Origin of the sequence: Acinetobacter sp. YH16053 (assembly GCF_013417035.1) — a bacterium.
GTDB lineage: Bacteria > Pseudomonadota > Gammaproteobacteria > Pseudomonadales > Moraxellaceae > Acinetobacter > Acinetobacter towneri.
In genome coordinates, this window is record NZ_VPEP01000017.1 from 14,721 (window position 1) to 40,749 (window position 26,029).

Below are 26,029 nucleotides of genomic sequence, written 5' to 3' on the forward strand. Positions count from 1 at the left end.
GCCGAGGCTGGTTTTTTGATGCAATTTTTGCGCTTAAATTTGATTGTTTACATCATCATGCTTGGTTTCTCGAATCATTAAAAATGCGATTAAAGACAAGATGGATGCTGCACTTAAATAATAACCAACTGCAGCCAAGCCATAAGTGGTGGCAAGTTTGGTGGCAATGAGTGGGGCAAACGATGCGCCAAAAATACCCGCCAAGTTAAAGGTGAGTGCGGAGCCTGTATAGCGTACAGATGTTGGGAAAATTTCAGACAATACTGTACCAATGGGCCCGTAAGTAAGTCCCATAATTGCCAAGCCAATACACAGGAAAATAAATACAATCCACGTGCTGCCTGAAGCAAGCATATCGGCAAAAAATAAGCCAAAAATTGCAGAGATGATGCACACTGCGATAGAGGTGGTTTTACGTCCAAATTTTTCGGCTAAAACGGCTGAGAGGGGAATAAAAGCAGCAAAACACAATGTGGCTAGTAGTTGAAGTTTTAAGAATTCTTCACGTGAATAACCCAGTTGTTTGGTGCCCCATTGCAAGGCAAATACCGTAGTCAGATAAAACACCACAAAGGTACAAATTGCAGCGATTGTACCGAGCACTAACATTTTAGCGTGTTTTTTAAAGACCTGAATAAATGGCACATTGACTTCTTTTTGTTTATTCAACACTTTTTGGAAGGCAGGCGTTTCATGCAGTTTTAAGCGAATCCATAAACCGACAATCACCAATAAGGCACTCGAAATAAACGGGATGCGCCAGCCCCATGTCATAAAGTCTTGCTCAGACATCAGCGCACCTAAAATAAGGAATGAACCTGTGGCAAGAATAAAACCAATCGGAGCGCCCAATTGTGGGAACATGCCATACCAAGCACGTTTACCTTCAGGGGCATTTTCTGTGGCTAACAGTACTGCTCCCGACCATTCACCGCCCAAGCCTAAACCTTGCCCTAAGCGACACAACGCCAACAGTAATGGCGCGATAATCCCAATTTGTGCATACGTCGGCAGTAAACCAATACAGACTGTAGAAATTCCCATGGTCAATAATGCCGCGACCAAAGTGGCTTTGCGTCCAATCCGATCTCCTAAATGTCCAAATAAAGCTGCGCCAATTGGACGGGCGATAAAGGCAATTGCAAAGGTGGCGAGAGATTGAATGGTTGCCGTCATTGGGTCAGTACTGATCGGAAAGAACAGATACGGGAAAATAATGACTGCCGCAGTGGCGTAGATATAAAAGTCAAAAAACTCGATGGTGGTACCGACCAAGCTTGCAGTCAGTACTCGAAATTTAGAATTTTGAGTCGGCTGTTCAGCGGCAGCAGTAGATGAAGATGCCATACAGGACCTTATGTAAAGTGAATTTTAAATGAAAGTGCAATTTGGCACAGACCGCACTGGCAGAAAAATAGTAGATACTTCTTGTAGTTATACTTTTTTGAACAAGAAGTCGGTTACAAAACTGCATCCATGAACACCATTCAAATCTGATCGTTTTATCTGTAAGACATGAGCGATATTCAGCGTTAAATCACATACAGATAAATTGCCAGAAAGTGTGCGCCTGCACCAATTAAGACAAATACATGCCAAATTGCGTGGGTATATCTTACGCGTTTTAAGGCATAAAACAATGCACCCACGGTGTAGGCAATGCCGCCAATTAGCAAAAAGGTCAGGGCTTGGCTGCTTAAATAGGCTTGCATATCGTCCATGACCAGAACGGCTAACCAACCCATCACCAAGTAGGCAATTAAAGAAATTTTATGAAAACGGTTGATAAATACCAGTTTAAATAGGGTGCCAATCAGGGCAATAATCCACAGGGCAATTAACAAATATTGTGCTTTTTGAGTAGGAATCGCGATGGATAAAAATGGGGTATAAGTCCCTGCAATTAAATAATAAATTGCGGTGTGATCTAACTTTTTATAAAAATAACGACGGTCTGCTGCGGTTGCCATGTGATACAGCATTGAAGCAGAAAAAAGCAGTACCATGCTTATTGCATAGGCCCACAAACCTAGCCATTGTCCCGTACTTAAATACGCACCTTTAATGATTAAAAGAATACCTGCAATAAATGCCAAAGCCGCACCAACACCATGGCTCAGATAGTTAATCCGTTCTTCTTGCAGGTCATAATCAGGCACTAAAGGGGCATTTAATTTCATGGCGAATCTGCTTTAATTTCTTTAATTATACAACTGTATCGTAATTCAATTTTGCTTTTAGGGTAATAACAATTAAACTTGAATTGTAATTTTTTCAGGTTTTTATTATGTCGACTTTGGCTTCTCCCTCTGTGCAGGAACAACAATTCTTAGAGGCTTTTCAGCAAGCCATTGATACACAAAAGCTTGATCGTGTGGTGCTGAGTCAATATAAAGGCGAACTGGAACAATTAGAAAAAATCACCTTACGGGTGATTCAGCTAAATCAAGACACCGTTTTAACTTGTTTGTATCGCCATAAAACGCAGGATATCACCAAAAACTATCCTTTGGCAGAAGCACAGATACAATTGAGTCACTTATTGGCAGATTGTAAACAGGCCAATTTATTCACGACAGATCAGGAAATTCAGCTAAAAAAGAACAAAAAGAAAGCCATGCTTAGCATCAGTAAAACAGCACCGACTATAGCGAAACCGAAAGAACCACAAGGACATGACCGAGAAAACAGCGTTATGTCGATCAATCCAGCCCATTTTTACAACACTTGGGGATTAGCGATGCCAAAGCGCAAATTATTCCGAGCATGGCGCGGAAATGGAAACAGATTAATAAATTTATTGAAATTTTTTCGGGTGCCTTGGCGCAAATCAAAATTTCGGAAAATACCTTGCGCGTGGTGGATTTTGGTTCAGGCAAAGGCTATTTAACTTTTGCGCTCTATGACTATTTGCAAAAGCAGCAATTTATTCCCTTTGTGACTGGGGTGGAACTAAACCCGAAAATGGTTGAGTTTTGTCAGTCGGTGGCGAGTGCTTCAGACTTTCAGCAGCTAGATTTTTTTCAGGGCGATGTGCGCACCTATCAGCCAGAACATTTAGATGTAATGATTGCTTTGCATGCCTGTGATGTCGCCACCGATTTTGCAATTCATACTGGTATTCGCCTGAATGCACAAATGATTATGTGCGCGCCGTGTTGCCATAAAGAGTTGCGTCCACAATTACAAAGCCCAAGCGTGTTGCAACCGATGCTGCAATTTGGCATTCATGCAGGGCAACAGGCGGAAATGTTAACCGATACCATCCGCGCTTTATTGCTCAAAGCCTATGGTTATGACACCAAAGTTTTTGAGTTTGTCGCTTTAGAACACACCAGTAAAAACAAAATGATTTTGGCAACCAAACGTCAAAATTGGAGTGAACCTGATCAAGCAGTTTTGGCACAAATTCGTGATTTAAAAACCATGTACGGTATTCAAAAACATTCTTTGGAGTTGTTGTTGAACGATCAGTGGGATCAGCAGGGCATTGGTTCTAAGTGCTAAGCAAGATGGAACAGGATATAAAGATGCAAGATTATGAAATTCAATCGGGCACTTGGACACAATTTGCTGCAGAGGCCAAATCTATTCGTGAGCAAGTCTTTATTCAGGAACAGCGAATTGCGCCTGAAGATGAGTGGGATGCACAAGATGCAGTTGCCTTGCATTTTGTGGTCTATGCAACTGGACAGGCGATTGCAACAGCACGTTTACTGGAAAATCACAGTATTGGACGGGTCGCAGTGTTGAAATCACAGCGCGGTTTAGGTGTGGGACGTGTTTTAATGCAGCATATTATTCAGGTGGCAAAGCAGCAGCAACGTCCGTGGGTCAAGTTGTCTGCGCAGGAACACGCGATTCCGTTTTATCAAAGTTTGAGTTTTCAGGTTGAGGGTGAGTCGTATTTAGATTGTGGTATTCCGCATGTAGATATGCGATTGATATTTTAAATGAATTGTCGATAGTCCTGATTTTAATCGTGCAAAATAAAAATCGCCATGATGGAATGTGATCATGGCGATTTCTTTTTATAAACTGTATGAACAGAGCCGCTAGCGCATATTAATGTCCATGTGCGGGTGCTGGCTCATGGTTTTCAGGCATATTGGCATGTTCTGTTTCAGTCATACCGTGTGCATCTGCAGTTTCAGCAGCCAAAGCTTCACGTGCTTCACGATCTGCTTGTGCTTTTGCCAATGCTTCTTGTGACATAGCTGGCGCACTTTTAAAGGCGTGTTGCTGAGTATTCTGCTTTTGTTGCTGGCTAGGCATGTAGTCAGGTTCATTCGTGACCGCTAACCAGAAAATAAACATGAAAATTCCACCCAAAATACAGAAAATAAAGAGTGCTTTCCAACCCCAAGGTGATTTTTCAGGAGTAAGGCGTTCGGTCATGTGCATCTACCCAATTTGAATCTAAATCTTAAAATTATGTAACTTTATAACATAAAATGCATGAAAAACGGATTAAATTCTATTTATGCAGGGATATTCATTGTAATTTTGAGCAAATAAAAAGAGGGATGATATATCCCGCCCAGATTGCTTTAAATTTAAAGTTTAGCTTTAAATGCTTTTAGCACCTGCAGCAACACGATCTTGCAAGATTTTAGGTGGGGTAAAACGCTCGCCATATTCAGCAGTAAGTTGCTGTGCTCGTGCCAAAGCCTGTGTTAAACCATATTGATTTAAAAACTGCAAAGCACCACCTGTCCATGCAGGGAAGCCAATGCCAAAAATTGAACCAACATTGGCATCAATGACAGATTCTAAAACACCTTCTTCCAAGCAACGTAAGCTGTCCAGTGCTTGTACAAATAAGAAACGGTCAATCATTTCTTGTTCAGCGATTTCGGTATTTTTATACCAATGACTTAATCCCGACCAAAGCTGTTTTTTACCCTGTTCAGGGTAGTCATAAAAGCCTGCACCTGCAGCTTTGCCTTTACGTGAGAATTGATGAATCATGGTTTGAGTGACTTCATTTGCATTCGACAGTGGTCGATCTTTTCCTTCGGCTTGTAACGCTTTACGTGCTTCCTGCGCCACGTGTTCAGACAAGGTTAAAGACACTTCATCCTGAATAGCAAGCGGACCAACAGGCATACCTGCTTTTAAAGCTGCCATTTCAATTTTGGCAGGATGTACGCCTTCTGCCAGTAAGCGCAAGCCTTCCTGCACAAAAGTGCCAAACACCCGACTGGTAAAAAAGCCACGGCTGTCATTGACCACAATCGGTGTTTTACCAATGTGTTGCACAAAGTCATATGCTTTTGCCAAAGTATCGGCAGAGGTGTTTTTTCCTTTAATGATTTCTACCAACGGCATTTTATCGACAGGACTAAAGAAATGCAGGCCAATAAAACGCTGCTGATCTTGCGCCGCTTGGGCAAGCCCGCTTATTGGCAAAGTTGAGGTATTGGATGCCATCACACCTTGTTCTGCCAGAAAAACTTCGGCTTCTTGTGTGACTTGCGCCTTGAGTTGAGGATTTTCAAATACCGCCTCAATAATCAAATCACAGCCTTGTAAATCGGCAGCCTGTGCCGTTGGATGAATATTGGCTAAAACTTGTGCTGCTCGCTCTGCACTTATACGACCTTGCGATACTTGTTTATCCAATAGTTTTTGACTGTAAGCTTTGCCTTTTTCAGCTTGTTCGATGGATACATCTTTAAGAACAACCGCAATGCCTTTGCTTGCTGTGGCATAAGCAATGCCTGCGCCCATCATGCCTGCACCTAAAATGCCGACTTTTTGAGTTTGATGCGGTGCAATGCCTTGCGGACGGCCACTGCCCGATTTAATCGCATTCAGCCCATGCCAAAAGGTGCCAATCATATTTTTAGAAATTTGACCTGTTGCGAGCTGGGTAAAATAGCGAGATTCAATGCGTAAGGCTGTATCGACATCAACCTGTGCACCTTCTACTGCTGCACTCAAAATTGCTTCAGGCGCAGGGTAACAGCCTTTGGTTTTGTCGCGTAGCATGGCAGGAGCAATGGAAAGCATTTGCGCGACAGCAGGTGTAGATGGTGTTCCCCCAGGGATTTTATAGCCTTTGACATCAAATACTTGTTGTGATTGAGGATGTGCAAGAATCCAGTCTTGGGCTTTGCTGAGTAATTCTGTTTCATTTTCAGCAAGATCATGGATTAAACCTAAACTTTGTGCTTTTTCCACACTCAGCTGTTTGCCTTCCATCAACAGCGGCAGGGCAGTTTGTAAACCCAATAAACGTACCATCCGCACAATACCACCGCCACCAGGCAATAAACCTAAAGTCACTTCGGGTAAACCAAACTTGGTTTTTGCATCACGAATTGCAATACGATGATGACAGCACAGAGCAAGTTCCCATCCGCCGCCGAGTGCCGTGCCATTTAAGGCAGCTACCACAGGAATACCACGGGTTTCAATATAACGCAGCTGTGCTTTTAGGTTTTCAATCATCTGAAAAAATGAGCTGGCATGCTCAGGCTGTACTTGAATCAACTCATCTAAGTCACCGCCTGCAAAAAAGGTTTTTTTCGCAGAGGCGAAAATGATTCCCGCCACTTGTTCGTCTGCTTTTAACTTTTGTACCACTTGCGCTAATGCATCTCTAAAGTCAGCATTCATGGTGTTGGCAGATTGATTTGGTGAGTCAAAGGTTAGAATGACAATGTTATCGGCATTTTTATAATAGTGAATTGCGCTCATTTTTATACTCCTTATACTCGCTCAATAATGGTGGCAATTCCCATCCCACCGCCTACACATAATGTAGCCATGCCGCGTTTTTTATCTTGTCGTTCCAACTCATCCAACAAAGTGCCTAAAATCATGGCACCTGTCGCACCTAAAGGGTGCCCCAAGGCAATTGCACCACCATTTACGTTCACTTTGGCAGGGTCAACTTTCAGTTCCGTGATAAAACGCATCACCACAGCGGCAAAGGCTTCATTCACTTCAAATAGGTCAATATCTTCAATGTTGAGTCCTGCTTTGGCCAAGGCTTTACGTGCCGCAGGTGCTGGCCCTGTAAGCATGATCGCAGGGTCTGTGCCAACCAGTGCGGTAGCAAGCACTTTGGCGCGTGGTTTTAAGTTGTGTTGTTGTACCGCTTGTTCCGATGCAATCAAGACCAATGCCGCGCCATCAACAATACCTGATGAATTGCCTGCATGATGCACATGATTGACTTGTCCTGCTTCAGGGTATTTTTGCAGGGCGATGGCATCGAACCCCATTTGTCCCATCGTTGCAAAACTTGGTTTAAGCTGAGCCAAGCTTTCAGCCGTGGTCTGTGGTTTGATAAATTCATCTTGTGCCAAAATCACCACACCTGCCTGATCTTTGACAGGTACAATCGAGCGCTCGAAATGTCCCTGTGCTTGTGCTGCTGCGGCTTTGTGCTGTGATGCTGCTGCAAATTGATCGACTTCTGTACGGCTATAGCCATCGAGTGTGGCAATTAAGTCAGTGCCAATACCTTGTGGAATAAAGTCACAAGCCATATTGGTTTCAGGGTCGAATGCCCAAGCACCACCATCTGAACCCATTGCCACACGTGACATAGACTCCACACCACCCGCAACAATTAAATCTTCCCAACCTGAACGAACTTTTTGTGCTGCTAAATTAACGGCTTCTAAGCCTGAAGCACAAAAGCGATTGATTTGTACCCCTGCAACATCATTGTCCCAACCTGCGGCAATCGCTGCAGTTTTGGCAATATCTGCACCTTGATCACCTATAGGTGTAACGCAGCCTAAAACAATATCATCGACTTGAGAGGTGTCTAAGTTATGTCGTTGCTGTAATTCATTCAATAAGGTGGTGAGTAGGCGAATGGGTTTAACTTCGTGTAATGCGCCATCTTTTTTTCCTTTGCCGCGCGGAGTGCGAATGGCATCAATGATGTAGGCCTCGCTCATAATCAATCCTTTGTCGATAGTTTTCTTTATGATTGCTTTTGAGTGTAATCTGAAAATTTTGAAGTGCAATGATGAGAACGGTACAGGTCAGTGAGGTTTTTTGCTAATTGGGATGACGCAGTAATTTGGCAGAAAGATTGAAACTATAATAGAGCGATAAAAAAAGCCCTTGCGGTGTGCAAGGGCAATCGATTGGAATTACGAGTTATTGTGAATTGTCGATTCTAAATTAATGATAACCGTGCAACTGACGGTATAAACCAGGTGTGACGCCAGTCCACTTTTTGAAAGCACGGTGGAAAGTACTGGTTTCGCTAAAGCCAACTTGTTGTGCGACATCTTCAAGGGTCAGTTCAGGATTCAGCAATAGGTGAATCGCGGCATCACGGCGTAATGCATCTTTTACCCCTTGATAGCTTTTGCCTTCTGCTGCCAAACGACGACGCAAGGTTTGTGGCGATAGGTACAGCATGGATGCAACATCGTTCAAGGTTGGCATTTCTTCGCCAATTTGGCTCTTTAACACGTCACGAATACGCGAAGTTAAAGAATTGGTGTTTTTGAATTTCACCAACAATTGCGCAGGCGCGGTTTTTAAGAATTCGTCTAAAGTTTCTTGGGTTTGACGAATTGGTAAATCCAAGTAGTCGGCAGCAAAGGTAATTTCGGTGCGTGGCATGTCAAATTGCATGACAGGCGCAAAGAACAGCGCATCGTATTCATCTGCATGTGCAGGACGTGGATAGCCAAAATGTACGCGCTCCAAAGGCAGGCGACGTTCAATCAGCCAAGAGGCCAAGCCGTGCCAAATCATCAACATACTTTCAGTAATAAAGTGATCAGGATCCATAGCTTGTGGAATAGATGGTACCAAACGTGCTTCGTGTTTATCACGTTCTAAGGTAACCGACCAATCATCACCAAACAGTTTGTAGAATTGCGAAGAGAGTTCTAAGGCATCGCCCAGTGTTTTGGCGTGAATTACCAATTGGCACATGATCGCGAATGTACCCAAACGACGTGGCTGAGAATCAAAACCCACGTGTTCGTCTTGGGTCACCATCCACAACATTTTAATAAAGCGAGTATATTGTTCAGGTGAAATACGTGCTTTCGGTTGGCGCAGAAGTTCTGCCTCAATACCGACATGAGATAATAAGGTTTCGACATCCATGCCGAGTCGCTTAACACCCGTGAGCGCTGCATTTACAAAATGGATACTAATGGTATCTCTGCTCATGTTAAATCCTTCAGTCTCTTTTGTATTCACGTAAGCTTGACCTAAATGACGCTAAAAAATTGAAATTGGCAATTTACAATACCAATTTTACTTATTTTACATAATAAATTGCCGAAATGATCAAGGTAAATGGCTGAACATGACATTGTGTTACAGTTTTAGTGTTTATAAGATAAACGGAAAATCAGTAAAAATCGAGTAATCACAACAATGACACATGCACTGAGCGGTTTAAAAGTTTTAGATTTTTCTACCTTATTGCCCGGCCCTTTTGCCAGTTTGTATTTGGCGGATATGGGTGCAGAGGTGATTCATATTGAATCGGCAACCCGTCCTGACTTAATTCGTTTATTTCCGCCCTATGCCAATGGACAAGCGACTTCGCACAGTTATTTGAATCGGAATAAACAGTCAATTACTTTGGATTTAAAATCCCCCGAAAGTATTCAGCTTATTCACGATAAAATTGCCGAATTCGATATTGTATTGGAACAGTTTAGACCAGGCGTGATGCAGCGTTTAGGGCTGGACTATGCCAGCTTGGCAAAAATTAATCCGCGACTGATCTATTGTTCCATCACAGGTTATGGACAAACAGGCGATTATCAACAAAGGGCAGGACATGACATCAACTATTTAGCCTTGTCTGGCATTGCGGGGCATAGTGGACGGCAAGCGGGTGGGCCGCCACCGCTCGGGATTCAAGTGGCCGATGTAGCAGGTGGATCATTGCATGCTTTGGTGGCGATTTTAAGTGCAGTGATAGAACGTCAGCGCAGTGGTTTAGGGCAGTATATTGATATTTCGATGACCGATTGCGCTGCGACTTTAAACAATATGGCCGCTTCAGCAGTTTTGGCGGCGCAGGTTCCTCAATATGCTGAGCAATCTTACTTAAATGGTGGCACCTATTATGACTATTATGAAACAGCAGATGGCCGTTATCTTTCAGTCGGTAGTTTAGAGCCGCAGTTTATGCAGGGTTTGGCACAGATTTTAAACTTACCGATACTTTTGGAAAAAGGGGCATCTTTAGATCCGCAAGAGCGCTTGCAAGTCAAACACGCTATTCAAGATAAAATTAAAACACAAAGTTTTGCCACATGGCAGCAGGTATTCGCGCAATATGATGTCTGCGTTGAACCTGTATTCACTTTAGATGAAGCCTTACATTCACCTTTGGCACAGCAACGCGGTTGGACAGTAGAAGTTCCTATTCAGCAGAATGCCGAAAAAACTGAAACTCAGTTGGCGTGTCCAATTAAATTTTCACGTTCTCAAATGCGTTACGATTATATCGGGCAGGCTTTGGGCGCAGGGCAGTGGTCATCTCAGACTAAAAATCAGGATGAAGATGAAGCCAAGTCGTAATTTCAGGTAATCAATAATAGATCGAATAGATGCTATAGCAGAAAAAGTGCTAAAGCATGCACTATTTTGTGATAGCTCTATAAAAAGCCTGTAAATTTTGGCAAAGGCTTACAGGCTGTGATGTTGCAATGGCTTATCAATAAAATCGCTAATAAATATGTAAAAAACACATTTTGTTGATAGATTGAATCTCGCTATGCTGTCAGCCGTGATAATAGAAATGACTAGCTGTACGCCATGTATTTATATACTGATTTCGATCAGCAACTGATTAATGAACGTGTTGCACAGTTCCGCGACCAAACGGAACGTTATTTAGCAGGCAAATTGACTGAGGATGAATATCGTCCATTGCGTCTGCAAAATGGTTTGTATGTACAACGCTATGCGCCAATGTTGCGTATTGCGGTGCCTTACGGTCTGATGAACTCTAAGCAATTGCGTAAAGTTGCGCAGCTTGCCAAAGACTATGACCGTGGCTATGCGCACGTATCAACACGTCAAAATATTCAGTTTAACTGGCCTGCACTGGAAAATGTGCCTGACATGCTGGCAGAGCTTGCAACCGTACAAATGCACGCAATTCAGACTTCGGGTAACTGTATTCGTAATACCACCACAGACCAGTATGCAGGTGTCGTGGCGGGCGAAATTGCTGACCCACGTCCAACCTGTGAATTAATTCGTCAGTGGTCGACTTTCCACCCTGAATTTGCCTTCTTGCCACGTAAATTCAAAATTGCGGTGTCTGCACTGGAAGAAATTGACCGTGCTGCGACTGCATTTCATGACATTGGCGTCTATATTGTTAAAAATGAAGCAGGCGAAATTGGCTATAAAATTAAAGTTGGTGGCGGCTTAGGTCGTACTCCAATTATCGGTAGCTTTATTCGTGAGTTCTTGCCACGTGAAGATTTGATTGCTTACTTAGAAGCTATTTTACGTGTTTATAACTTGCATGGTCGTCGCGACAATAAATATAAAGCACGTATCAAAATTTTGGTAAAAGCCTTAACTCCAGCAGTATTTGCAGAAAAAGTTGAAGCTGAATTTGCACATACGGTGAAAACCTTAAAAATTGATGCAGAAACTTTGCAAAAAATGGATGAAAACTTCACGCCATTTGCCTATCAAAACTATGCCGATGAAGATTTTAGCGAGCTGTTTGCACAGTATCCAAAATTCAAGCAATGGTTCAACATCAACACCAATGCGCACAAAGTACAAGGCTATCGTATTGTCACCATTTCATTGAAACGTGCAGGTGTTGCACCGGGTGACATGACGACAGAAGAAATGAATCTGATTGCAGATTTAGCCGATCAATATACCTTTGGTGAGTTGCGTACCACGCATGAGCAAAATATTGCTTTGGTAGATGTGCCACAAAAAGACCTGTTTGCATTGTGGCAAGTGCTCGATGCCAATAACTTGGCGCGCGCGCATATTGGCTTTATTACCGATATTATTTGCTGTCCGGGTGGTGATTTCTGTTCACTTGCCAATGCCAAATCTATTCCAATTTCAGAAGCCATTTCACGCCGTTTTGATGATTTGGATACCATTTATAATCTTGGCAAACTGGATTTAAATATTTCAGGTTGTATGAACGCTTGTGGTCATCACCACGTTGGTAATATCGGGATTTTAGGTGTCGATAAAAAAGGCGCGGAATTCTACCAAATCACTTTGGGCGGGCATGCAGACCATGATGCGTCAATCGGTGATATTTTAGGGCCATCTTTTGCTGCTGAAGTGATTCCTGATGTGGTGGAAGAAATTTTAAATACCTACTTAGATTTGCGTAGTGAAGGTGAAGACTTCATCGACACTTATCGCCGTGTCGGCATTCAACCATTTAAGGAGCGCGCTTATGCTTAATACTGCACTACCTGTGCTCGCAAAAGATGGCACGATTGCAGACAATACTTATCAAGTGATTGCTGAAGATGCAGAATTACCGCAAGGTGATGTGGTGCTCAGCGTTGAACAGCTTGATCAGTTGGCACAAATTTCAGGTAAAAAAGCCCTATATTTAACGGTAGATGCTTCGCCTGAAAACCATGAATTTCCATTGGCAGAACTGGATGCAATTTTTATTGAATTTTCAGGTTTTAACGATGGCCGTGGTTATTCTTTTGCGGCATTGTTACGCCGTCAAGGCTTTCAGGGTGAACTTCGCGCAGTCGGTGATGTCTTTAAAGACGTCTTAAATTATATGAAACGTGCAGGTTTCGATACTTTCGTGATTAAAGAAGGTAAAGATGTGCAAGAAGCTGCAGCAGGTTTGGCGGACTTTACCCATCCTTATCAAGCTTCTACCGCAGTGCCAAAACCAAATTATCAAACAGGTGCGTAATATATTGATGATGGATTTCATCGAAATGTAGATAGATTTTATCGAAATATCGCGGTTCACACATTTACAAACAGCCTGCCATGTGCAGGCTTTTTGTTTGCCTTAAAATGATCAAACGGCTTGTTTTATCGCACTTCTTAATGATTTAATTTACCGCAAAGTGCTGTAGTATAAGCACGCTGATGTAGCATCGCAGTCTTATGTAGGCGTTATTTTTACATTATCAAAAATCAATCAAGACGATAATTTGATGTGATTATCCTCTGATTTATTTTTCAATTTTTTCATGATGAAGTGATTTGTCTTTATGCAAAATTCTATCCGTATTGGTATTGCTGGTTATGGCAACTTAGGTCGTGGTGTTGAAACGGCGATTCATAAAAACCCAGATTTACAATTGGTGGGTATTTTTACCCGTCGTGCGCCTGAAAGCGTTTCACCATGTTTTGCTGAAACAGCAGTGTTTCACATGGATTCATTGTCAGATTTTCAAGACAAAATTGATGTGCTGATTTTATGTGGTGGTTCAAAAGACGACTTGCCACAACAAGGTCCAGTACTGGCGAGCCAATTTAATATTGTCGATAGTTTCGATACGCATGCACGTATTCCTGAATATTATGCATCTGTAGATGCACCTGCGACAGCGAACAAGAAAACTGCACTCATCTCAATTGGTTGGGATCCAGGCATGTTCTCGATTAATCGTTTATTTGGTGAAGCGTTGTTACCAGATGGTGAAACCTATACTTTTTGGGGTAAAGGTTTAAGTCAGGGTCACTCAGATGCCATTCGTCGTGTTGATGGTGTAAAAGCAGGTGTGCAATATACCATTCCATCGAATGATGCCATTGAACAAGTGCGTAGCGGTGCGCGTCCTGTATTAAGCACCAAAGATAAACATACTCGTGAATGTTATGTCGTACTTGCAGAAGGTGCCGATGCTGCTGCGGTAGAGCAAGCGATTGTGACCATGCCAGATTATTTCGCTGACTACAACACAACCGTAAATTTCATTGATGAAGCGACTTTAGCCAAAGATCACCAACGCATGCCACATGGTGGTTTTGTCATTCGCAGTGGTAATACCAGCGATGAACAAAAACAAGTGCTTGAGTTCTCATTGAAGTTAGACAGCAATCCTGAGTTTACCGCGAGTATTTTGGTGGCTTATGCACGTGCTTGCTATCGTTTAAACCAAATGCAGCAATATGGTGCAAAAACTGCTTATGATGTTGCGCCAGGTTTATTGTCAATGAAATCGCCTGAACAGTTGCGTGCAGAATTGCTCTAAACTTTTTAAAGCTATAAGCAAAAAGACGAATCAATGATTCGTCTTTTTACTTTTTGAATAAAGAAGGGTTAGGGAATGACTTTATTCAATCTACCTCAATCCCTCTTTACGAAATAGGGGTTGTAAGGCACTTAAAGTAATTCAATCGCGACCGCAGTTGCTTCGCCGCCACCAATACATAAAGCCGCTACACCACGCTTACCACCTGTACGTTTCAGTGCATGAATTAAAGTCAGAATGATGCGGGAGCCAGTTGAGCCTACAGGGTGACCAAGTGCGCAGGCACCACCGTTGATATTCACTTTTTCAGGATCTAGTTTGAATTCATCCATTGGGCACATGGTGACCATGGCAAAAGCTTCATTAATTTCCCATAAATCTACATCTGCAACTTGCCAACCCGCTTTATCCAATACTTTTTGAATTGCAGCAACAGGGGCGATGGTGAACTCAGATGGGTGTTGTGAATTGGTGGCATAAGCCACAATTTTTGCTAATGGTTGTAAACCTTTATTTGCTGCATTTTCTGCAGACGTTAGGACTAAGGCTGAAGCACCATCTGAAATTGAGCTGGCATTGGCTGCGGTAATCGTGCCATCTTTGGCAAAAGCTGGACGAAGGGTTGGGATTTTTTCAATATTGGCATTAAACGGTTGTTCGTCTTTATCGACAACCACGTCACCTTTACGTGTTGAAACATGTACAGGCACAATTTCATCGACAAAATAGCCTTCATTTACGGCAGTTTGCGCGCGTTTGAGAGAGCGAATCGCAAAATCATCCATTTGTTCACGGGTATAGCCTTTGCTATTGGCCATATCTTGTGCGAATGAGCCCATTAAACGCCCTGTTTCTGCATCTTCTAAGCCATCTAAGAACATGTGATCTTTCACCTCACCGTGTCCCATGCGGTAACCTGCACGTGCTTTAGTCAGAATATAAGGTGCATTACTCATCGACTCCATGCCACCTGCAACAATGATGGAGGCAGAACCTGCTTTAATTGCATCGGCAGCTTGCATGACAGCTTTCATGCCCGAACCACACAGTTTATTGATGGTCACTGCACCTGTTGAATCTGGTAAACCTGCTTGACGCATAGCTTGACGTGCAGGACCTTGTTTTAGGCCAGCAGGCAAAACACAGCCCATAATGACTTCTTCGATATCTGTGGGTTGCAGACCTGCGCGTTGAATTGCGGCTTGAATACTTGCTGCACCCAGCTCAGGTGCAGTCAGTGTGGCTAAACTGCCCTGAAAACCACCCATGGCAGTACGAGCGCCATTCACAATCACGATATCAGTCATTTATATTCTCCAAATTGTTCTGTGCATTGTTATGCTGATGTATGGGTATGCGATACCTTGCCTCAGCAGTATAGGCAAAAAATCATGAGAATAAAGTGACAGCGAGTACCGAACTTTAGACTACTAAGTTAACATTCTGAAGTAAATTCTGTTCGAGTGATGCCCATTTTATTCAGTACCAAACGGTGATTCGATACCGTGGATGAACAATAGAAAAAGCTGCCATTTGAACCGATTGGGAGTCCTTGTTGTGCATTAAAAGTCACACTAGGAATGTTTAAAGTTCCACGCCAATCCAGAGTTCCGTATTTAAGTGCAGTTTTTTCTGTATAAATAATGTATTCATTTTCATCAATTTGGCGGTTCCGATCGCGATCCATAAAGATCAAAAATCCAGTATTCCAGTTTTGCTTGCTACATTGAACAAAGTTTTGCGTAGGACAAATCACCACATTGCTGTGGTGGGTGAGGGCATGGGAGCGTGCTATTTTTAGGCTAGACAGCAATGAGTACTGAATTCGTTTGAGTTCTTGTTCTGCCATCAGCTGATGAAAATAGGGCAGGGCAACCATGATTAAAATCGCACTAATCGCTAACGTGACGATCAATTCAAACAGCGTGAAGCCATTTTTGCTTATATTCGACATAAGTCTATACCTGTTATTGTTATGTTTTTTTATGATTAATTTGAGTAATTTGTTGTTTTATAGCACTTTATGTGTTGTATAATAATTACTAAACAACTTTTCGTGAAAGTGTTAGAATAAACCGCAAGAAAGATAGGCTATTCGCACCAAATAATTGAGTAGAAAGTTACCGAATTACAACGGAAATTGTAAGTAATTTTGTCAATAATTTACTTGATTAAAATTATCAAGCACTTGGAAAAGTAAAAAAGTGTTTGTATGATTCAATGTGACTAGCTTAAAAATAATACTGGGGTATAAGAAAGCCTATCTCAGGGTAGTCGAAAATTTAAGCTTGAGCTTGAACAACAATTGTTATCTCTGGAGGATAAATCCATGAAAATGAGTCGTATTGCATTAGCAATGCTCGTAGCTGCTCCTTTAGCTGCTGCAAACGCGGGCGTAACTGTTACCCCATTAATGCTTGGTTATACTATGTTTGATACACAGCATAACAATGGTGGTAATGATGGTAGTTTAACAAGTAGCGTAGAGCTTGATGATGACCTGTTCGTTGGTGCAGCACTTGGTGTTGAGCTTACTCCTTGGTTAGGTTTTGAAGCTGAATATAGCCAAATCAAAGGTGATGCTAGCAACGGTGGTGAATACAAGGGTCAAAATATCGCAGGTAACTTCTATGCGACTTCTGATCTAATCACTAAAAACTACGACAGCAAAATCAAGCCATACGTATTGTTAGGTGCTGGTCACTATAAATATGACGTAGAAGGCGCTAATGGTGTAGGTTATATCCGTGATGGTGAAGAAGGTACTTTAGGTAATGCTGGTGTTGGTGCGTTCTTCCGTTTGAACGATGCTTTATCTCTTCGTACTGAAGCACGTGGTACTTACCACTTTGATGAGCAATTCTGGAACTACACAGCTTTAGCTGGTCTTAACGTTGTTCTTGGTGGTCACTTGAAGCCAGCTGCTCCTGTAGTAGAAGTTGCTCCAGTTGAAACAGTTGCTCCAGTTCAACCAGCTCCACAAGAGTTGACTGAAGACCTGAACATGGAACTTCGTGTGTTCTTTGATACTAACAAATCAAACATCAAAGATCAGTACAAGCCAGAAATCGCTAAAGTTGCTGAGAAGTTAGTTGAATATCCAAACGCTACTGCTCGCATCGAAGGTCACACTGACAACACTGGTCCACGTGCATTGAACGAACGTTTATCTTTAGCTCGTGCGAACTCTGTTAAATCTTCACTTGTAAATGAATACAATGTAGATCCAGCTCGTTTGTCTACTCAAGGTTTCGCTTGGGATCAACCGATTGCTGACAACAACACTAAAGAAGGTCGTGCTATGAACCGTCGTGTATTCGCGACGATCACTGGCAGCCGTACAGTGACTGTTGAACAACAAGCTCAATAATTTGAGTTAAGTTGTAAAAAACGACTCTTCGGAGTCGTTTTTTATGTCTATTCAGTTTGTGTGTTGAAAACACAAGGGAAAATCATCTGGATTTACATTGTCTTAAGATAAGATGCAGCATGCTAACCATGTATTGAGAGAAACGGGTGATGTAAATACAATCACGTGATAAAAAGATTAATGAAGTTCAGATTGTGAAGGAGAATTCCTCAGAGACTTAGGGAGTGATGAATAGAATATCAACTGAGTAGAGAAAAAATTGAATAGCTTAATTGTTGAATATCATTGTTTTTTTGATAATAGATCTTAACTAAAATAATTTTTGACCGTATTGGTTTAAATATCCCGCATAAAAAAACAGCCAGAAGTTGGCTGTTTTTGATTAATCATGAAGAAACAGATGGTGATCTATTTTAATCACGATCTGTAAGTATAGGTTGTACATCCATATCTTGATAGGCAATGAGCTTGGTTTTGTGTTTCCATTTATAGCCTAACCAAATCGCTAAAAATAAAAAGATCCCAATATAGGTTGATAATACCGCTAACCATTCACCATCAAGCACCGCTTGGTAGTTCTGACCTAAGACCACAATCGCACATAGGATAAAGGCAAACCACGGGGCAAATGGAAAGAATTTAGCACGGTAGGCTAAATCATGCAGTTGGTAGCCTTGTGCTAAATAGCCTTTACGGAAACGATAATGTGATACAGCAATACCGAGCCAGACAATAAAGCCACACATACCTGACATATTCAGTAGCCAGTTAAATACTTGTTCTTCACCAATAAAAGTGGTTAAAAAGCACAGTGCTGCAATTGCGGTAGTGGCATAAAGTGCATTCATGGGTACGCCACGTGCATCCAGTCGTGCAAAAGCTTTTGGTGCGCTACCTTTGCGTGCCATATCAAATAGCATACGGGTAGAGGAATACATGCCTGAGTTACCAGCAGATAAAATAGCCGTTAAAATCACTGCATTCATAACACTTGCTGCAAAAGCAAAACCTGCCTGTTCATACAGTAAAGTAAAAGGAGAAAGGGCGATATTATCAGTCGCTGCTGCTTGGAGTAAACGAGGGTCATCGTAGGCAATGAGTGTGCCGATGATGAAAATACAGACGATATAAAATAATAAGATGCGCCAGAAAATTTGTTTAATTGCAATTGGAATGGTCTTTTTGGGATTTTTAGATTCGCCCGCTGCAACTCCGACCATTTCGGTGCCTTGGAAAGAGAATCCTGCAATCATCGCTACACCAATCAGGGCAGATAATCCACCGACAAATGGAGCTTCACCTTTGCTCCAATTGGCGAAAGTAGCGACATCTGGAGTCAGCATGATTTTTACAATCATGAATATACCAATGATGATGAAGGCGACAATCGCAAGGACTTTGACCAGCGAGAAGAAAAACTCTGATTCACCAAATCCTTTTACGGTTAATGCATTAATTCCAAATACAACCGCTAGAAATAACGCACTCCAATTGAAACCAGGAATATCTGGAAACCAGAATTTCATAATGAATTGTACCGCTACTAATTCAAATGCAACCGTAATGGCCCAGTTGTACCAATAGTTCCAGCCTAGCGCAAAACCGAAACCACCTTCGACATATTTACTGCCATAGGTAAAGAACGCGCCTGAAGTTGGATTATGCGTTGCAAGTTCGCCTAGACTGGTCATCAAGAAATAAATCATCACACCAATGAGTGCATAGGCCAGTAATGCACCGCCTGGGCCTGCATTAGCGATGGTTGCACCCGAGGCAAGGAACAAACCTGTACCAATCGAGCCACCAATGGCAATCATGTTTAAATGACGTGCACCGAGTTTACGCTGTAACTGTCGATTGTTTTGAGTTTCGCTCATCATGCATCCTTCGTATTTTTTTGTGTACTGGCAAACAGTACTTTAAAGCCTTGTTGATCTGCCTTGATTGTGCATTGACCAAAACTTTGTTCAATTAATAGCGGGTAATTCAAAAAGCGGTTGGCTACAATCCAAAGTTCACCACCCGATTTTAGGTGACGACGTGAAGTTTTACATAGATTTTCACTAGCATCGTAATGTGTGTGAATGCCTTGATGAAATGGGGGATTGCTGACAATGGCATGTAAAAACAGTGGGGCATCCTGAATGCCTGTCACGGCTTGAATTTCGAGTTGTTGTGGATTGAGCTTATTCTGTTCAAACGTCATTTGTGTAGATGCTAAAGCAAAAGCATCGACATCGAGCGCAAAAATTCGGTTTTCAGGGTTTAACTTCGCTAAATAAGCACTGATGACCCCAGCACCACAGCCAAAATCTGCAATTTTTCCAGACGTCACCTGACTTAAATAAGGCAAGAGCACGGCAGTACCGACATCTAAATGCTTTTGGCTAAATACGCCTGGTAGCGCACAAATTTGTAAGTCACCTTTTGGTGTGCTGATGTTATAGCGTTGTGCCCAGTCACATAGAGCTTTAGCTTGAACATTGTGTTCTAAAATTAACTGCCAAAGTTGGCAATGGCGTGCGCTATCAAGTTTGAGCATTTTGCCATAAGGCTGTAACTGTTTGGCTGCGCGCTCAACGCCGCCTTTCTTTTCACCCACCAAAAATATGCTACTGCCCACTTTGAGTTGGGCCGCAACATTGTGAATCAAATAGTTGAGTAACTCTTTGGATTTGGGTACGAAAATAACTGCTTGATCAAACTCAGCAGCAGGAAACTCTGCACCAAAATGCACTTGAGCCTGCTGATTTTGAAAGTATTGATAGTCGTTGAAATTCCATGTCCAGACAGAGGCTTGGATTGAGTCACCCAATTCTGCGAGGAGTTGATCGGTAGGGGCATTGATCAGTAGAACACGACCCGACAAATAGTCGTATTGTCTGAGTAAAACTTCGCTTTGGGGATTCATGGTTCTCTCTCCAATATAAAAACACTGTCCAAGTTCAGCTCGGACAGTGTTTTTTGGACATGCAATTATTTTTTACTTTCAGGAAGTACGATATTCAGAATCAGTGCAGCAATACCACCTGTTGCAACGCCTGAACTGAAAATATTACGGAATAATTCAGGTAAGTGTTCCAAAATTTGTGGCACTTGTGCAACACCTAAGCCTAAGCCAAGAGAAATTGCAATAATCAGTAAGGCACGACGATCTAGCTGTACCCCTGAAAGAATGTTGATACCTGAAGCGGCAACGGCACCAAACATCACCATTACAGCACCACCTAGAACTGCTTGAGGTACTGCCTGAATCACGCCTGCAACTGCAGGGAGTAGACCTAAAATAATCAGCAGTGCTGCAATCCAAATTCCTACATAACGGCTAGCAACACCTGTGAGTTGAATCACGCCATTGTTTTGGGCAAATACCGAACTTGGAAAGGTGTTGAAAATCCCTGCCAAGAATGAGTTAGCGCCATTTACCAATACACCGCCTTTAATGCGTTGCATCCATTGTGGGCCATCGACAGGTTGATTGGAGAGTTTAGAGGTCGCGGTAATATCACCAATGGCTTCTAATGACGTCACCAAATAAATAAATGCCAATGGAATGAATAAGCTCCAAGAGAAATCCAGTCCAAAATGCATCGGAGTCGGCACTTGTACCAGAGGGGCATCTTTCAGACCTGAAAAGTCGAGATGACCCATCATGCCTGCCATTGCATAACCAATCACCAAGGCAATTAAAATGGCAGAGCTTTTAATCCACGTGATATTGATGCGGTTCAAAATAATAATAATTGCCAAGACGGTACACGACATAATCAGGTTGTCGGTATTGGCAAAGGTATTATTGCTCATGGCTTGGTAGCCACCGCCCATACTGATTAAACCTTCTTTAATTAAGGTCAAACCAATGAGAAGTACCACAATACCAGTGACCAATGGGGTAATCAGCTTTTTGACCCACGGTAAAATTTGCGATACGCCCATTTCAATAAACGAACCTGCAATGACCACGCCAAAAATTGCCGCCATGACGGATTCAACAGGTGTGCCTGCGGCGACCATAGCAGAGCCAATACCAATGATTGGGCCAATAAAGTTAAAACTGGTGCCTTGCACAATGAGCAAACCTGCACCAAAAGGGCCGACTTTTTTACATTGTAAAAAGGTTGCAATGCCTGAAATGACCAAAGACATTGACAAGATCATGTTGGTATCTTGTTTGGAAACACCTAAAGCCAAGCAAATTAAGAGACCTGGTGTGACAATTGGAACAATAATTGCCAGTAAATGCTGAAAAGCTGCTAAAAAAGCGATGAATGGTTTTGGACGGTCATTCAGACCATAGACCAAATCGAGCTGGTCTTTTGGGTGGGGAGAGTGGTTTAAATCAGACATGAGTCATAAAAAATTGCAAAAGTGGCGCTATTCTAATCGAGTTACACAGCATTACAAAACCCAAAGCACGCCACTCATCAAAAAAAATTGTGTGTGTCAATAAAGTGTCACTATAAAACTTTAGTATTTTTCTGTATAATTTGCCCTCAAATTTATAGCGTATTGAATTTAAATGTCTGATATTAAAACTCTCCGCAACATCGCAATTATTGCGCACGTTGACCACGGAAAAACAACTCTTGTGGATAAACTTTTACAACAATCGGGCGCACTCGGTGAACGAGCGGGCGAGATTGAGCGTGTCATGGATTCAGGCGCTATTGAAAGTGAACGTGGTATTACCATTCTTGCAAAAAACACTGCAATCAAATGGTTAGACAAACGTACTGATACTGAATACCGCATTAACATTGTGGACACCCCGGGACACGCCGACTTCGGTGGCGAAGTTGAACGTGTAATGTCGATGGTGGATTGCGTACTTCTTTTGGTTGACTCACAAGAAGGCCCAATGCCACAAACACGTTTCGTAACGCAAAAAGCGTTCGCACGTGGTTTGAAGCCAATCGTGATCATCAACAAAGTAGACAAGCCAAACGCGCGTCCAGACTGGGTTATTGATCAAGTATTTGACTTGTTTGATAACTTGGGTGCAACCGATGACCAATTAGACTTCCCAATCGTATATGCATCAGGCTTACGTGGTGTTGCTGGTCCTGCGCCAGACGAATTAGCGGAAGATATGACGCCGTTATTCCAAACAATTGTAGATATCGTCGAGCCACCAGCAGTTGATGTTGATGGTCCATTCCAAATGCAAGTCTCTTCACTTGACTATAATAGTTTCGTGGGTGTGATTGGTGTGGGTCGTATTCAACGTGGTTCAGTAAAATTGAACACACCTGTAACCGTGATTGACCAAGAAGGCAAAACACGTAACGGTCGTATCTTAAAAATCATGGGTTACCACGGTTTAGAGCGTATCGACATCGAATCTGCATCTGCAGGTGACATCGTTTGTGTAACAGGCATGGACGAATTACATATTTCTGACACGATTTGTGATCCGAAAAATGTAGAAGCTTTACCGCCGCTTTCTGTAGACGAACCAACCGTATCGATGACTTTCCAAGTTAACAACTCACCTTTTGCGGGTAAAGAAGGTAAGTTTGTGACTTCACGTAACATCCGTGAACGTCTTGACCGTGAATTGATTCATAACGTTGCACTTCGTGTAGAAGATACTGACAGTCCAGACCGTTTCAAAGTATCTGGTCGTGGTGAGCTTCACCTTTCTGTATTGATTGAAAACATGCGCCGTGAAGGCTTCGAAATGGGTGTATCTCGTCCGCAAGTCATCTTGAAAGAGATTGATGGCGAAATGCAAGAACCATACGAAAACGTGACTTTTGACGTAGAAGAACAGCACCAAGGCGCTGTGATGGAACAAATGGGTAACCGTAAAGGTGAGATGACCAATATGGAAGTAGACGGTAAAGGTCGTATCCGTATTGAAGCCACTGTGCCTTCACGTGGTTTAATTGGTTTCCGTTCTGAATTCATGACCATGACTTCTGGTACGGGTATCATGACGTCAAGCTTCTCACACTATGGCCCAATGAAAGCAGGTCAAGTTGCCAAACGTCAAAACGGTGTGTTGATTTCTATGGTTCAAGGTACGTGCTTGGGCTATGCATTGTTCAGCTTACAAGACCGTGGTCGTTTATTCGCTAAACCTCAGTTAGAAGTTTACGAAGGTATGATCGTCGGGATTAACTCTCGTTCAGACGACATGGTGGTTAACCCAACCAAAGCGAAACAGTTAACTAACGTACGTGCTTCTGGTACGGATGATGCGTTGACACTAGTGCCTGCAATTGAATTCACGCTTGAGCAAGCACTTGAATTTATTGAAGACGATGAGCTGGTTGAAGTAACACCAAAATCAATTCGTATTCGTAAGCGTTGGTTGACTGAAAACGAACGTAAACGTAACCGCGATAAATAATAGAATATCGTGATTCAAAAAACCGCTAAATACGTTTAGCGGTTTTTTTATGCCAATTAGGCGATTATTTTTGAACACAAAATCAATCTTGACCAAAGTGTAAAATTACATAATGCTATAAATACAAACTCAATTTGTAACATAATATAATGTATACTGCGTCACAAAATTAACTCATAAAAATACTGGAGAGCTGTATGAGTATTATTCAAGAATTTAAAGAGTTTGCCATTAAAGGCAATATGATGGATTTGGCGGTTGGTGTAATCATTGGTGGCGCGTTTGGTAAAATTGTTGACTCATTAGTGAAAGATATCATCATGCCATTGATTACTGTGATCACTGGCGGTGGTGTGGATTTCACACAAAAGTTCTTTGTTTTGGGCGATAACCCAAACAATTTACAGTCTTTAGATGAGTTAACCAAAGCAGGTGTAAATGTCCTGACCTATGGTAACTTCCTTACGATTTTAATTAACTTCATTATTTTGGCATGGGTGGTGTTCTTAATGGTGAAAATGATTAATCGTATGCGCCGTAAACAAGAAGAAGCAGCGCCAGAACCAGCAGCAACTCCAGAAGATATTGAATTATTACGTGAAATTCGTGATGAATTGAAAAAACGTCAATAATTTTTAGTACACGAGAAAATCAAACAAAACGGCGCAATATGCGCCGTTTTTTTCACTCTTTCCCATAAGGAGAGGGCTAGAGAGATAAACCTCTCCCTTGCGCAGCAGTGCTGCTCATATCCTGAAAGGAGGGGGAACTTTGGAAATTATAAATCACATCCGAAACTTGATTTCTACCAAATGAAAACCAAACTGGCTTTTCACAGGACCATGTAGTACGCGCTCTGCTGCGGTAAACACCAACTTATCAATCACAGGTACCAGTTGTCCTTTTTTGACCTCACCCAATTCACCCCCTTTTTTACCAGAAGGGCAGGTCGAAAATTGTTTGGCAATTTTGGCAAAATCAGCACCCGATTGAATCCGCTTTTTCAGTTGCTCACAGGTTTCTTTATCTTTCACTAAGATATGACGCACAATTGCGGTTCTCATATTGATTTACCTCGTTTGCTTGTTGCAGCTTTGGTCGCGGTAGGTACTTTTTTCAAAGGCTGACATTCAGGACAAAATACCGAGGCACGTTGGCCCAGTTTTAAATTTTCTAGTGTGGTTTCACAGTTCACACACATTTCACCTGCACGTCCATACGCCAACAAGGTTTGTTGGAAATAGCCATTTTCGCCCATCGCATTGCTGTAATCACGTAAGGTCGAACCGCCTAAATCAATCGCTTGTTTTAAAATGCGTTTGATTTCGAGCACTAGTTTTTCAATCTGTTTCAAACTGAGTGATGATGCAGGTTGTGCAGGGTGAATACCTAAATTAAACAGACTTTCCGTGGCATAAATATTGCCCACACCCACCACGACATGGTTATCCATAATTGCAACTTTGATGCCAACATTTTTGTTTTTGAGCTTCTGTGCAAGATAGTCGGGGTTAAAGGCATCACTCAACGGCTCAGGGCCAAGTGGATCTATCAGTTTGCGTTGAGAGCTTTCATTTAGCCATAAAATACAGCCAAAGCGACGTGGGTCGTGGTAGCGCAATTGTATATCTTCAAACTGAATAATCAAATGGTCGTGTTTGCGTAAATCTTCCTGCGCATCGCAAAGACGAAAACTGCCCGACATGCCTAAATGCCACAACATGCTGTCCTGTTCAAATTGCGCCAGAATGTATTTGGATCTGCGGGTCAATTGCAGTAATTTTTGTCCTGTGAGTTTATGTAGGTTTTCTGGAATGGGCCAGCGTAAATTGGCTTGACGTACTTCTACATTCAGGACTTTTTGATCAAGTAGCGGCAATAGACTAGTTTTGGTAGTTTCAACTTCTGGTAATTCTGGCATGGTACAAATTCAATCCGCTTGTAGAAATTAAGCAGGCAAGGACATACAGTAGTGCGCTTAATATTGGGCATTATCCATAGAATGCAAGCCATAGAATGCAAGCCATAGAATACAAGCCATAGTGTGCTGTCGCAAAATTATTCTGTGTAAAACAAAAGCATGCTTTGCAAAAACCATACAACACGTTATAAATAAAT

General features: G+C 42.2%; 21 protein-coding genes and 1 pseudogene. 9 read left to right on the forward strand and 13 right to left on the reverse strand.

The features are described 5' to 3' along the window. Positions 1-33: 33 nt before the first annotated feature. Positions 34-1,347, reverse strand: a complete 1,314-nt coding sequence (locus tag FTV43_RS11605) for an MFS transporter (protein ID WP_131260737.1) — start codon at positions 1,345-1,347, stop codon at positions 34-36. Between the two features lie 185 nt (positions 1,348-1,532). Continuing rightward, the gene (locus FTV43_RS11610; protein WP_004972459.1) at positions 1,533-2,180 is read right to left on the reverse strand and encodes a hemolysin III family protein; all 648 of its coding nucleotides are present in this window, start codon (positions 2,178-2,180) and stop codon (positions 1,533-1,535) included. A gap of 107 nt (positions 2,181-2,287) precedes the next feature. Here FTV43_RS11610 and FTV43_RS11615 point away from each other — a divergent pair. Together FTV43_RS11615 and FTV43_RS11620 are read left to right on the forward strand one after the other, a co-directional pair. Next, positions 2,288-3,507, forward strand: a pseudogene (locus FTV43_RS11615) (SAM-dependent methyltransferase). A 23-nt stretch (positions 3,508-3,530) separates the two neighbouring features. Then, positions 3,531-3,953, forward strand: coding sequence for a GNAT family N-acetyltransferase (locus tag FTV43_RS11620; protein WP_004972455.1), 423 nt, complete (start codon positions 3,531-3,533; stop codon positions 3,951-3,953). A 112-nt stretch (positions 3,954-4,065) separates the two neighbouring features. On the opposite strand, the gene FTV43_RS11625 is transcribed toward FTV43_RS11620, so the two are convergent. The 4 genes from FTV43_RS11625 to FTV43_RS11640 all read right to left on the reverse strand — a co-directional run bounded on the left by FTV43_RS11625 (position 4,066) and on the right by FTV43_RS11640 (position 9,162). Then, the gene (locus FTV43_RS11625; protein ID WP_179995509.1) at positions 4,066-4,398 is read right to left on the reverse strand and encodes a hypothetical protein; all 333 of its coding nucleotides are present in this window, start codon (positions 4,396-4,398) and stop codon (positions 4,066-4,068) included. Positions 4,399-4,569: 171 nt separating this feature from the next. Next, positions 4,570-6,705, reverse strand: coding sequence for a 3-hydroxyacyl-CoA dehydrogenase NAD-binding domain-containing protein (locus FTV43_RS11630; RefSeq protein WP_179995510.1), 2,136 nt, complete (start codon positions 6,703-6,705; stop codon positions 4,570-4,572). 11 nt (positions 6,706-6,716) lie between these two features. Beyond that, entirely contained in the window at positions 6,717-7,922 is a 1,206-nt protein-coding gene (locus FTV43_RS11635) for an acetyl-CoA C-acetyltransferase (RefSeq protein WP_179995511.1), read from the reverse strand. A 229-nt stretch (positions 7,923-8,151) separates the two neighbouring features. Beyond that, complete coding sequence (locus FTV43_RS11640) at positions 8,152-9,162, reverse strand: AraC family transcriptional regulator (RefSeq protein ID WP_004972448.1); 1,011 nt, start codon at positions 9,160-9,162, stop codon at positions 8,152-8,154. Between the two features lie 210 nt (positions 9,163-9,372). On the opposite strand from FTV43_RS11640, the gene FTV43_RS11645 reads away from it, so the two are divergent. The 4 genes from FTV43_RS11645 (at position 9,373) to FTV43_RS11660 (ending at position 14,186) form a co-directional block, all read left to right on the forward strand. Continuing rightward, positions 9,373-10,533: a CaiB/BaiF CoA-transferase family protein gene (locus tag FTV43_RS11645; RefSeq protein ID WP_178319464.1), complete on the forward strand. Its 1,161-nt coding sequence runs from the start codon at positions 9,373-9,375 to the stop codon at positions 10,531-10,533. A 237-nt stretch (positions 10,534-10,770) separates the two neighbouring features. Further along, positions 10,771-12,414: a nitrite/sulfite reductase gene (locus FTV43_RS11650; protein ID WP_004972445.1), complete on the forward strand. Its 1,644-nt coding sequence runs from the start codon at positions 10,771-10,773 to the stop codon at positions 12,412-12,414. Beyond that, complete coding sequence (locus FTV43_RS11655) at positions 12,407-12,892, forward strand: DUF934 domain-containing protein (RefSeq protein ID WP_179990555.1); 486 nt, start codon at positions 12,407-12,409, stop codon at positions 12,890-12,892. The genes FTV43_RS11650 and FTV43_RS11655 overlap by 8 nt, the downstream gene beginning before the upstream one ends. A 307-nt stretch (positions 12,893-13,199) precedes the next feature. Then, entirely contained in the window at positions 13,200-14,186 is a 987-nt protein-coding gene (locus FTV43_RS11660; protein WP_004972441.1) for a diaminopimelate dehydrogenase, read from the forward strand. 131 nt (positions 14,187-14,317) lie between these two features. Here the strand turns inward: FTV43_RS11660 and FTV43_RS11665 are convergent, their stop codons facing one another. Together FTV43_RS11665 and FTV43_RS11670 are read right to left on the reverse strand one after the other, a co-directional pair. Continuing rightward, entirely contained in the window at positions 14,318-15,493 is a 1,176-nt protein-coding gene (locus tag FTV43_RS11665; protein WP_178319467.1) for an acetyl-CoA C-acyltransferase, read from the reverse strand. Positions 15,494-15,621: 128 nt separating this feature from the next. Beyond that, positions 15,622-16,140 carry a GspH/FimT family pseudopilin gene (locus FTV43_RS11670; RefSeq protein WP_178319468.1) on the reverse strand — a complete coding sequence of 173 codons (519 nt, stop codon included), beginning with the start codon at positions 16,138-16,140 and terminating at the stop codon, positions 15,622-15,624. A 375-nt stretch (positions 16,141-16,515) separates the two neighbouring features. Between FTV43_RS11670 and omp38 the strand changes: the two genes are divergently transcribed. After that, complete coding sequence (gene omp38 / locus FTV43_RS11675) at positions 16,516-17,556, forward strand: outer membrane protein Omp38 (RefSeq protein ID WP_154321014.1); 1,041 nt, start codon at positions 16,516-16,518, stop codon at positions 17,554-17,556. A gap of 413 nt (positions 17,557-17,969) precedes the next feature. On the opposite strand, the gene FTV43_RS11680 is transcribed toward omp38, so the two are convergent. From FTV43_RS11680 to FTV43_RS11690, 3 genes are all read right to left on the reverse strand, one after another. Next, positions 17,970-19,433, reverse strand: coding sequence for an amino acid permease (locus FTV43_RS11680; RefSeq protein WP_179995512.1), 1,464 nt, complete (start codon positions 19,431-19,433; stop codon positions 17,970-17,972). Then, a complete protein-coding gene (locus FTV43_RS11685) occupies positions 19,433-20,467 on the reverse strand; it encodes a methyltransferase (RefSeq protein ID WP_179995513.1) in 1,035 nt (344 codons plus the stop codon). Before FTV43_RS11685 ends, FTV43_RS11680 begins: the two co-directional genes overlap by 1 nt. A gap of 65 nt (positions 20,468-20,532) precedes the next feature. After that, positions 20,533-21,903, reverse strand: coding sequence for a uracil-xanthine permease family protein (locus FTV43_RS11690; protein ID WP_179995514.1), 1,371 nt, complete (start codon positions 21,901-21,903; stop codon positions 20,533-20,535). Between the two features lie 172 nt (positions 21,904-22,075). On the opposite strand from FTV43_RS11690, the gene typA reads away from it, so the two are divergent. Together typA and mscL are read left to right on the forward strand one after the other, a co-directional pair. After that, the gene (gene typA / locus FTV43_RS11695) at positions 22,076-23,911 is read left to right on the forward strand and encodes a translational GTPase TypA (RefSeq protein ID WP_179995515.1); all 1,836 of its coding nucleotides are present in this window, start codon (positions 22,076-22,078) and stop codon (positions 23,909-23,911) included. Positions 23,912-24,108: 197 nt separating this feature from the next. Further along, positions 24,109-24,543 (forward strand): large conductance mechanosensitive channel protein MscL, encoded by a 435-nt coding sequence (gene mscL / locus FTV43_RS11700; RefSeq protein WP_179995516.1) that lies wholly within the window; start codon positions 24,109-24,111, stop codon positions 24,541-24,543. Positions 24,544-24,696: 153 nt separating this feature from the next. Here the strand turns inward: mscL and FTV43_RS11705 are convergent, their stop codons facing one another. Together FTV43_RS11705 and mutM are read right to left on the reverse strand one after the other, a co-directional pair. Continuing rightward, positions 24,697-24,975: a peptidylprolyl isomerase gene (locus FTV43_RS11705; protein ID WP_179995517.1), complete on the reverse strand. Its 279-nt coding sequence runs from the start codon at positions 24,973-24,975 to the stop codon at positions 24,697-24,699. Beyond that, entirely contained in the window at positions 24,972-25,832 is an 861-nt protein-coding gene (mutM, locus tag FTV43_RS11710) for a bifunctional DNA-formamidopyrimidine glycosylase/DNA-(apurinic or apyrimidinic site) lyase (RefSeq protein ID WP_179995518.1), read from the reverse strand. Before mutM ends, FTV43_RS11705 begins: the two co-directional genes overlap by 4 nt. Positions 25,833-26,029 lie beyond the last annotated feature (197 nt).

What these genes read in the sequence shown, in the direction of transcription:
- FTV43_RS11605 (WP_131260737.1), bottom strand. Translation starts at nt 1,347, where the DNA reads ATGGCATCTTCATCTACTGCTGCCGCTGAACAGCCGACTCAAAATTCT.
- FTV43_RS11610 (WP_004972459.1), bottom strand. Translation starts at nt 2,180, where the DNA reads ATGAAATTAAATGCCCCTTTAGTGCCTGATTATGACCTGCAAGAAGAA.
- FTV43_RS11620 (WP_004972455.1), top strand. Translation starts at nt 3,531, where the DNA reads ATGCAAGATTATGAAATTCAATCGGGCACTTGGACACAATTTGCTGCA.
- FTV43_RS11625 (WP_179995509.1), bottom strand. Translation starts at nt 4,398, where the DNA reads ATGACCGAACGCCTTACTCCTGAAAAATCACCTTGGGGTTGGAAAGCA.
- FTV43_RS11630 (WP_179995510.1), bottom strand. Translation starts at nt 6,705, where the DNA reads ATGAGCGCAATTCACTATTATAAAAATGCCGATAACATTGTCATTCTA.
- FTV43_RS11635 (WP_179995511.1), bottom strand. Translation starts at nt 7,922, where the DNA reads ATGAGCGAGGCCTACATCATTGATGCCATTCGCACTCCGCGCGGCAAA.
- FTV43_RS11640 (WP_004972448.1), bottom strand. Translation starts at nt 9,162, where the DNA reads ATGAGCAGAGATACCATTAGTATCCATTTTGTAAATGCAGCGCTCACG.
- FTV43_RS11645 (WP_178319464.1), top strand. Translation starts at nt 9,373, where the DNA reads ATGACACATGCACTGAGCGGTTTAAAAGTTTTAGATTTTTCTACCTTA.
- FTV43_RS11650 (WP_004972445.1), top strand. Translation starts at nt 10,771, where the DNA reads ATGTATTTATATACTGATTTCGATCAGCAACTGATTAATGAACGTGTT.
- FTV43_RS11655 (WP_179990555.1), top strand. Translation starts at nt 12,407, where the DNA reads ATGCTTAATACTGCACTACCTGTGCTCGCAAAAGATGGCACGATTGCA.
- FTV43_RS11660 (WP_004972441.1), top strand. Translation starts at nt 13,200, where the DNA reads ATGCAAAATTCTATCCGTATTGGTATTGCTGGTTATGGCAACTTAGGT.
- FTV43_RS11665 (WP_178319467.1), bottom strand. Translation starts at nt 15,493, where the DNA reads ATGACTGATATCGTGATTGTGAATGGCGCTCGTACTGCCATGGGTGGT.
- FTV43_RS11670 (WP_178319468.1), bottom strand. Translation starts at nt 16,140, where the DNA reads ATGTCGAATATAAGCAAAAATGGCTTCACGCTGTTTGAATTGATCGTC.
- omp38 (WP_154321014.1), top strand. Translation starts at nt 16,516, where the DNA reads ATGAAAATGAGTCGTATTGCATTAGCAATGCTCGTAGCTGCTCCTTTA.
- FTV43_RS11680 (WP_179995512.1), bottom strand. Translation starts at nt 19,433, where the DNA reads ATGAGCGAAACTCAAAACAATCGACAGTTACAGCGTAAACTCGGTGCA.
- FTV43_RS11685 (WP_179995513.1), bottom strand. Translation starts at nt 20,467, where the DNA reads ATGAATCCCCAAAGCGAAGTTTTACTCAGACAATACGACTATTTGTCG.
- FTV43_RS11690 (WP_179995514.1), bottom strand. Translation starts at nt 21,903, where the DNA reads ATGTCTGATTTAAACCACTCTCCCCACCCAAAAGACCAGCTCGATTTG.
- typA (WP_179995515.1), top strand. Translation starts at nt 22,076, where the DNA reads ATGTCTGATATTAAAACTCTCCGCAACATCGCAATTATTGCGCACGTT.
- mscL (WP_179995516.1), top strand. Translation starts at nt 24,109, where the DNA reads ATGAGTATTATTCAAGAATTTAAAGAGTTTGCCATTAAAGGCAATATG.
- FTV43_RS11705 (WP_179995517.1), bottom strand. Translation starts at nt 24,975, where the DNA reads ATGAGAACCGCAATTGTGCGTCATATCTTAGTGAAAGATAAAGAAACC.
- mutM (WP_179995518.1), bottom strand. Translation starts at nt 25,832, where the DNA reads ATGCCAGAATTACCAGAAGTTGAAACTACCAAAACTAGTCTATTGCCG.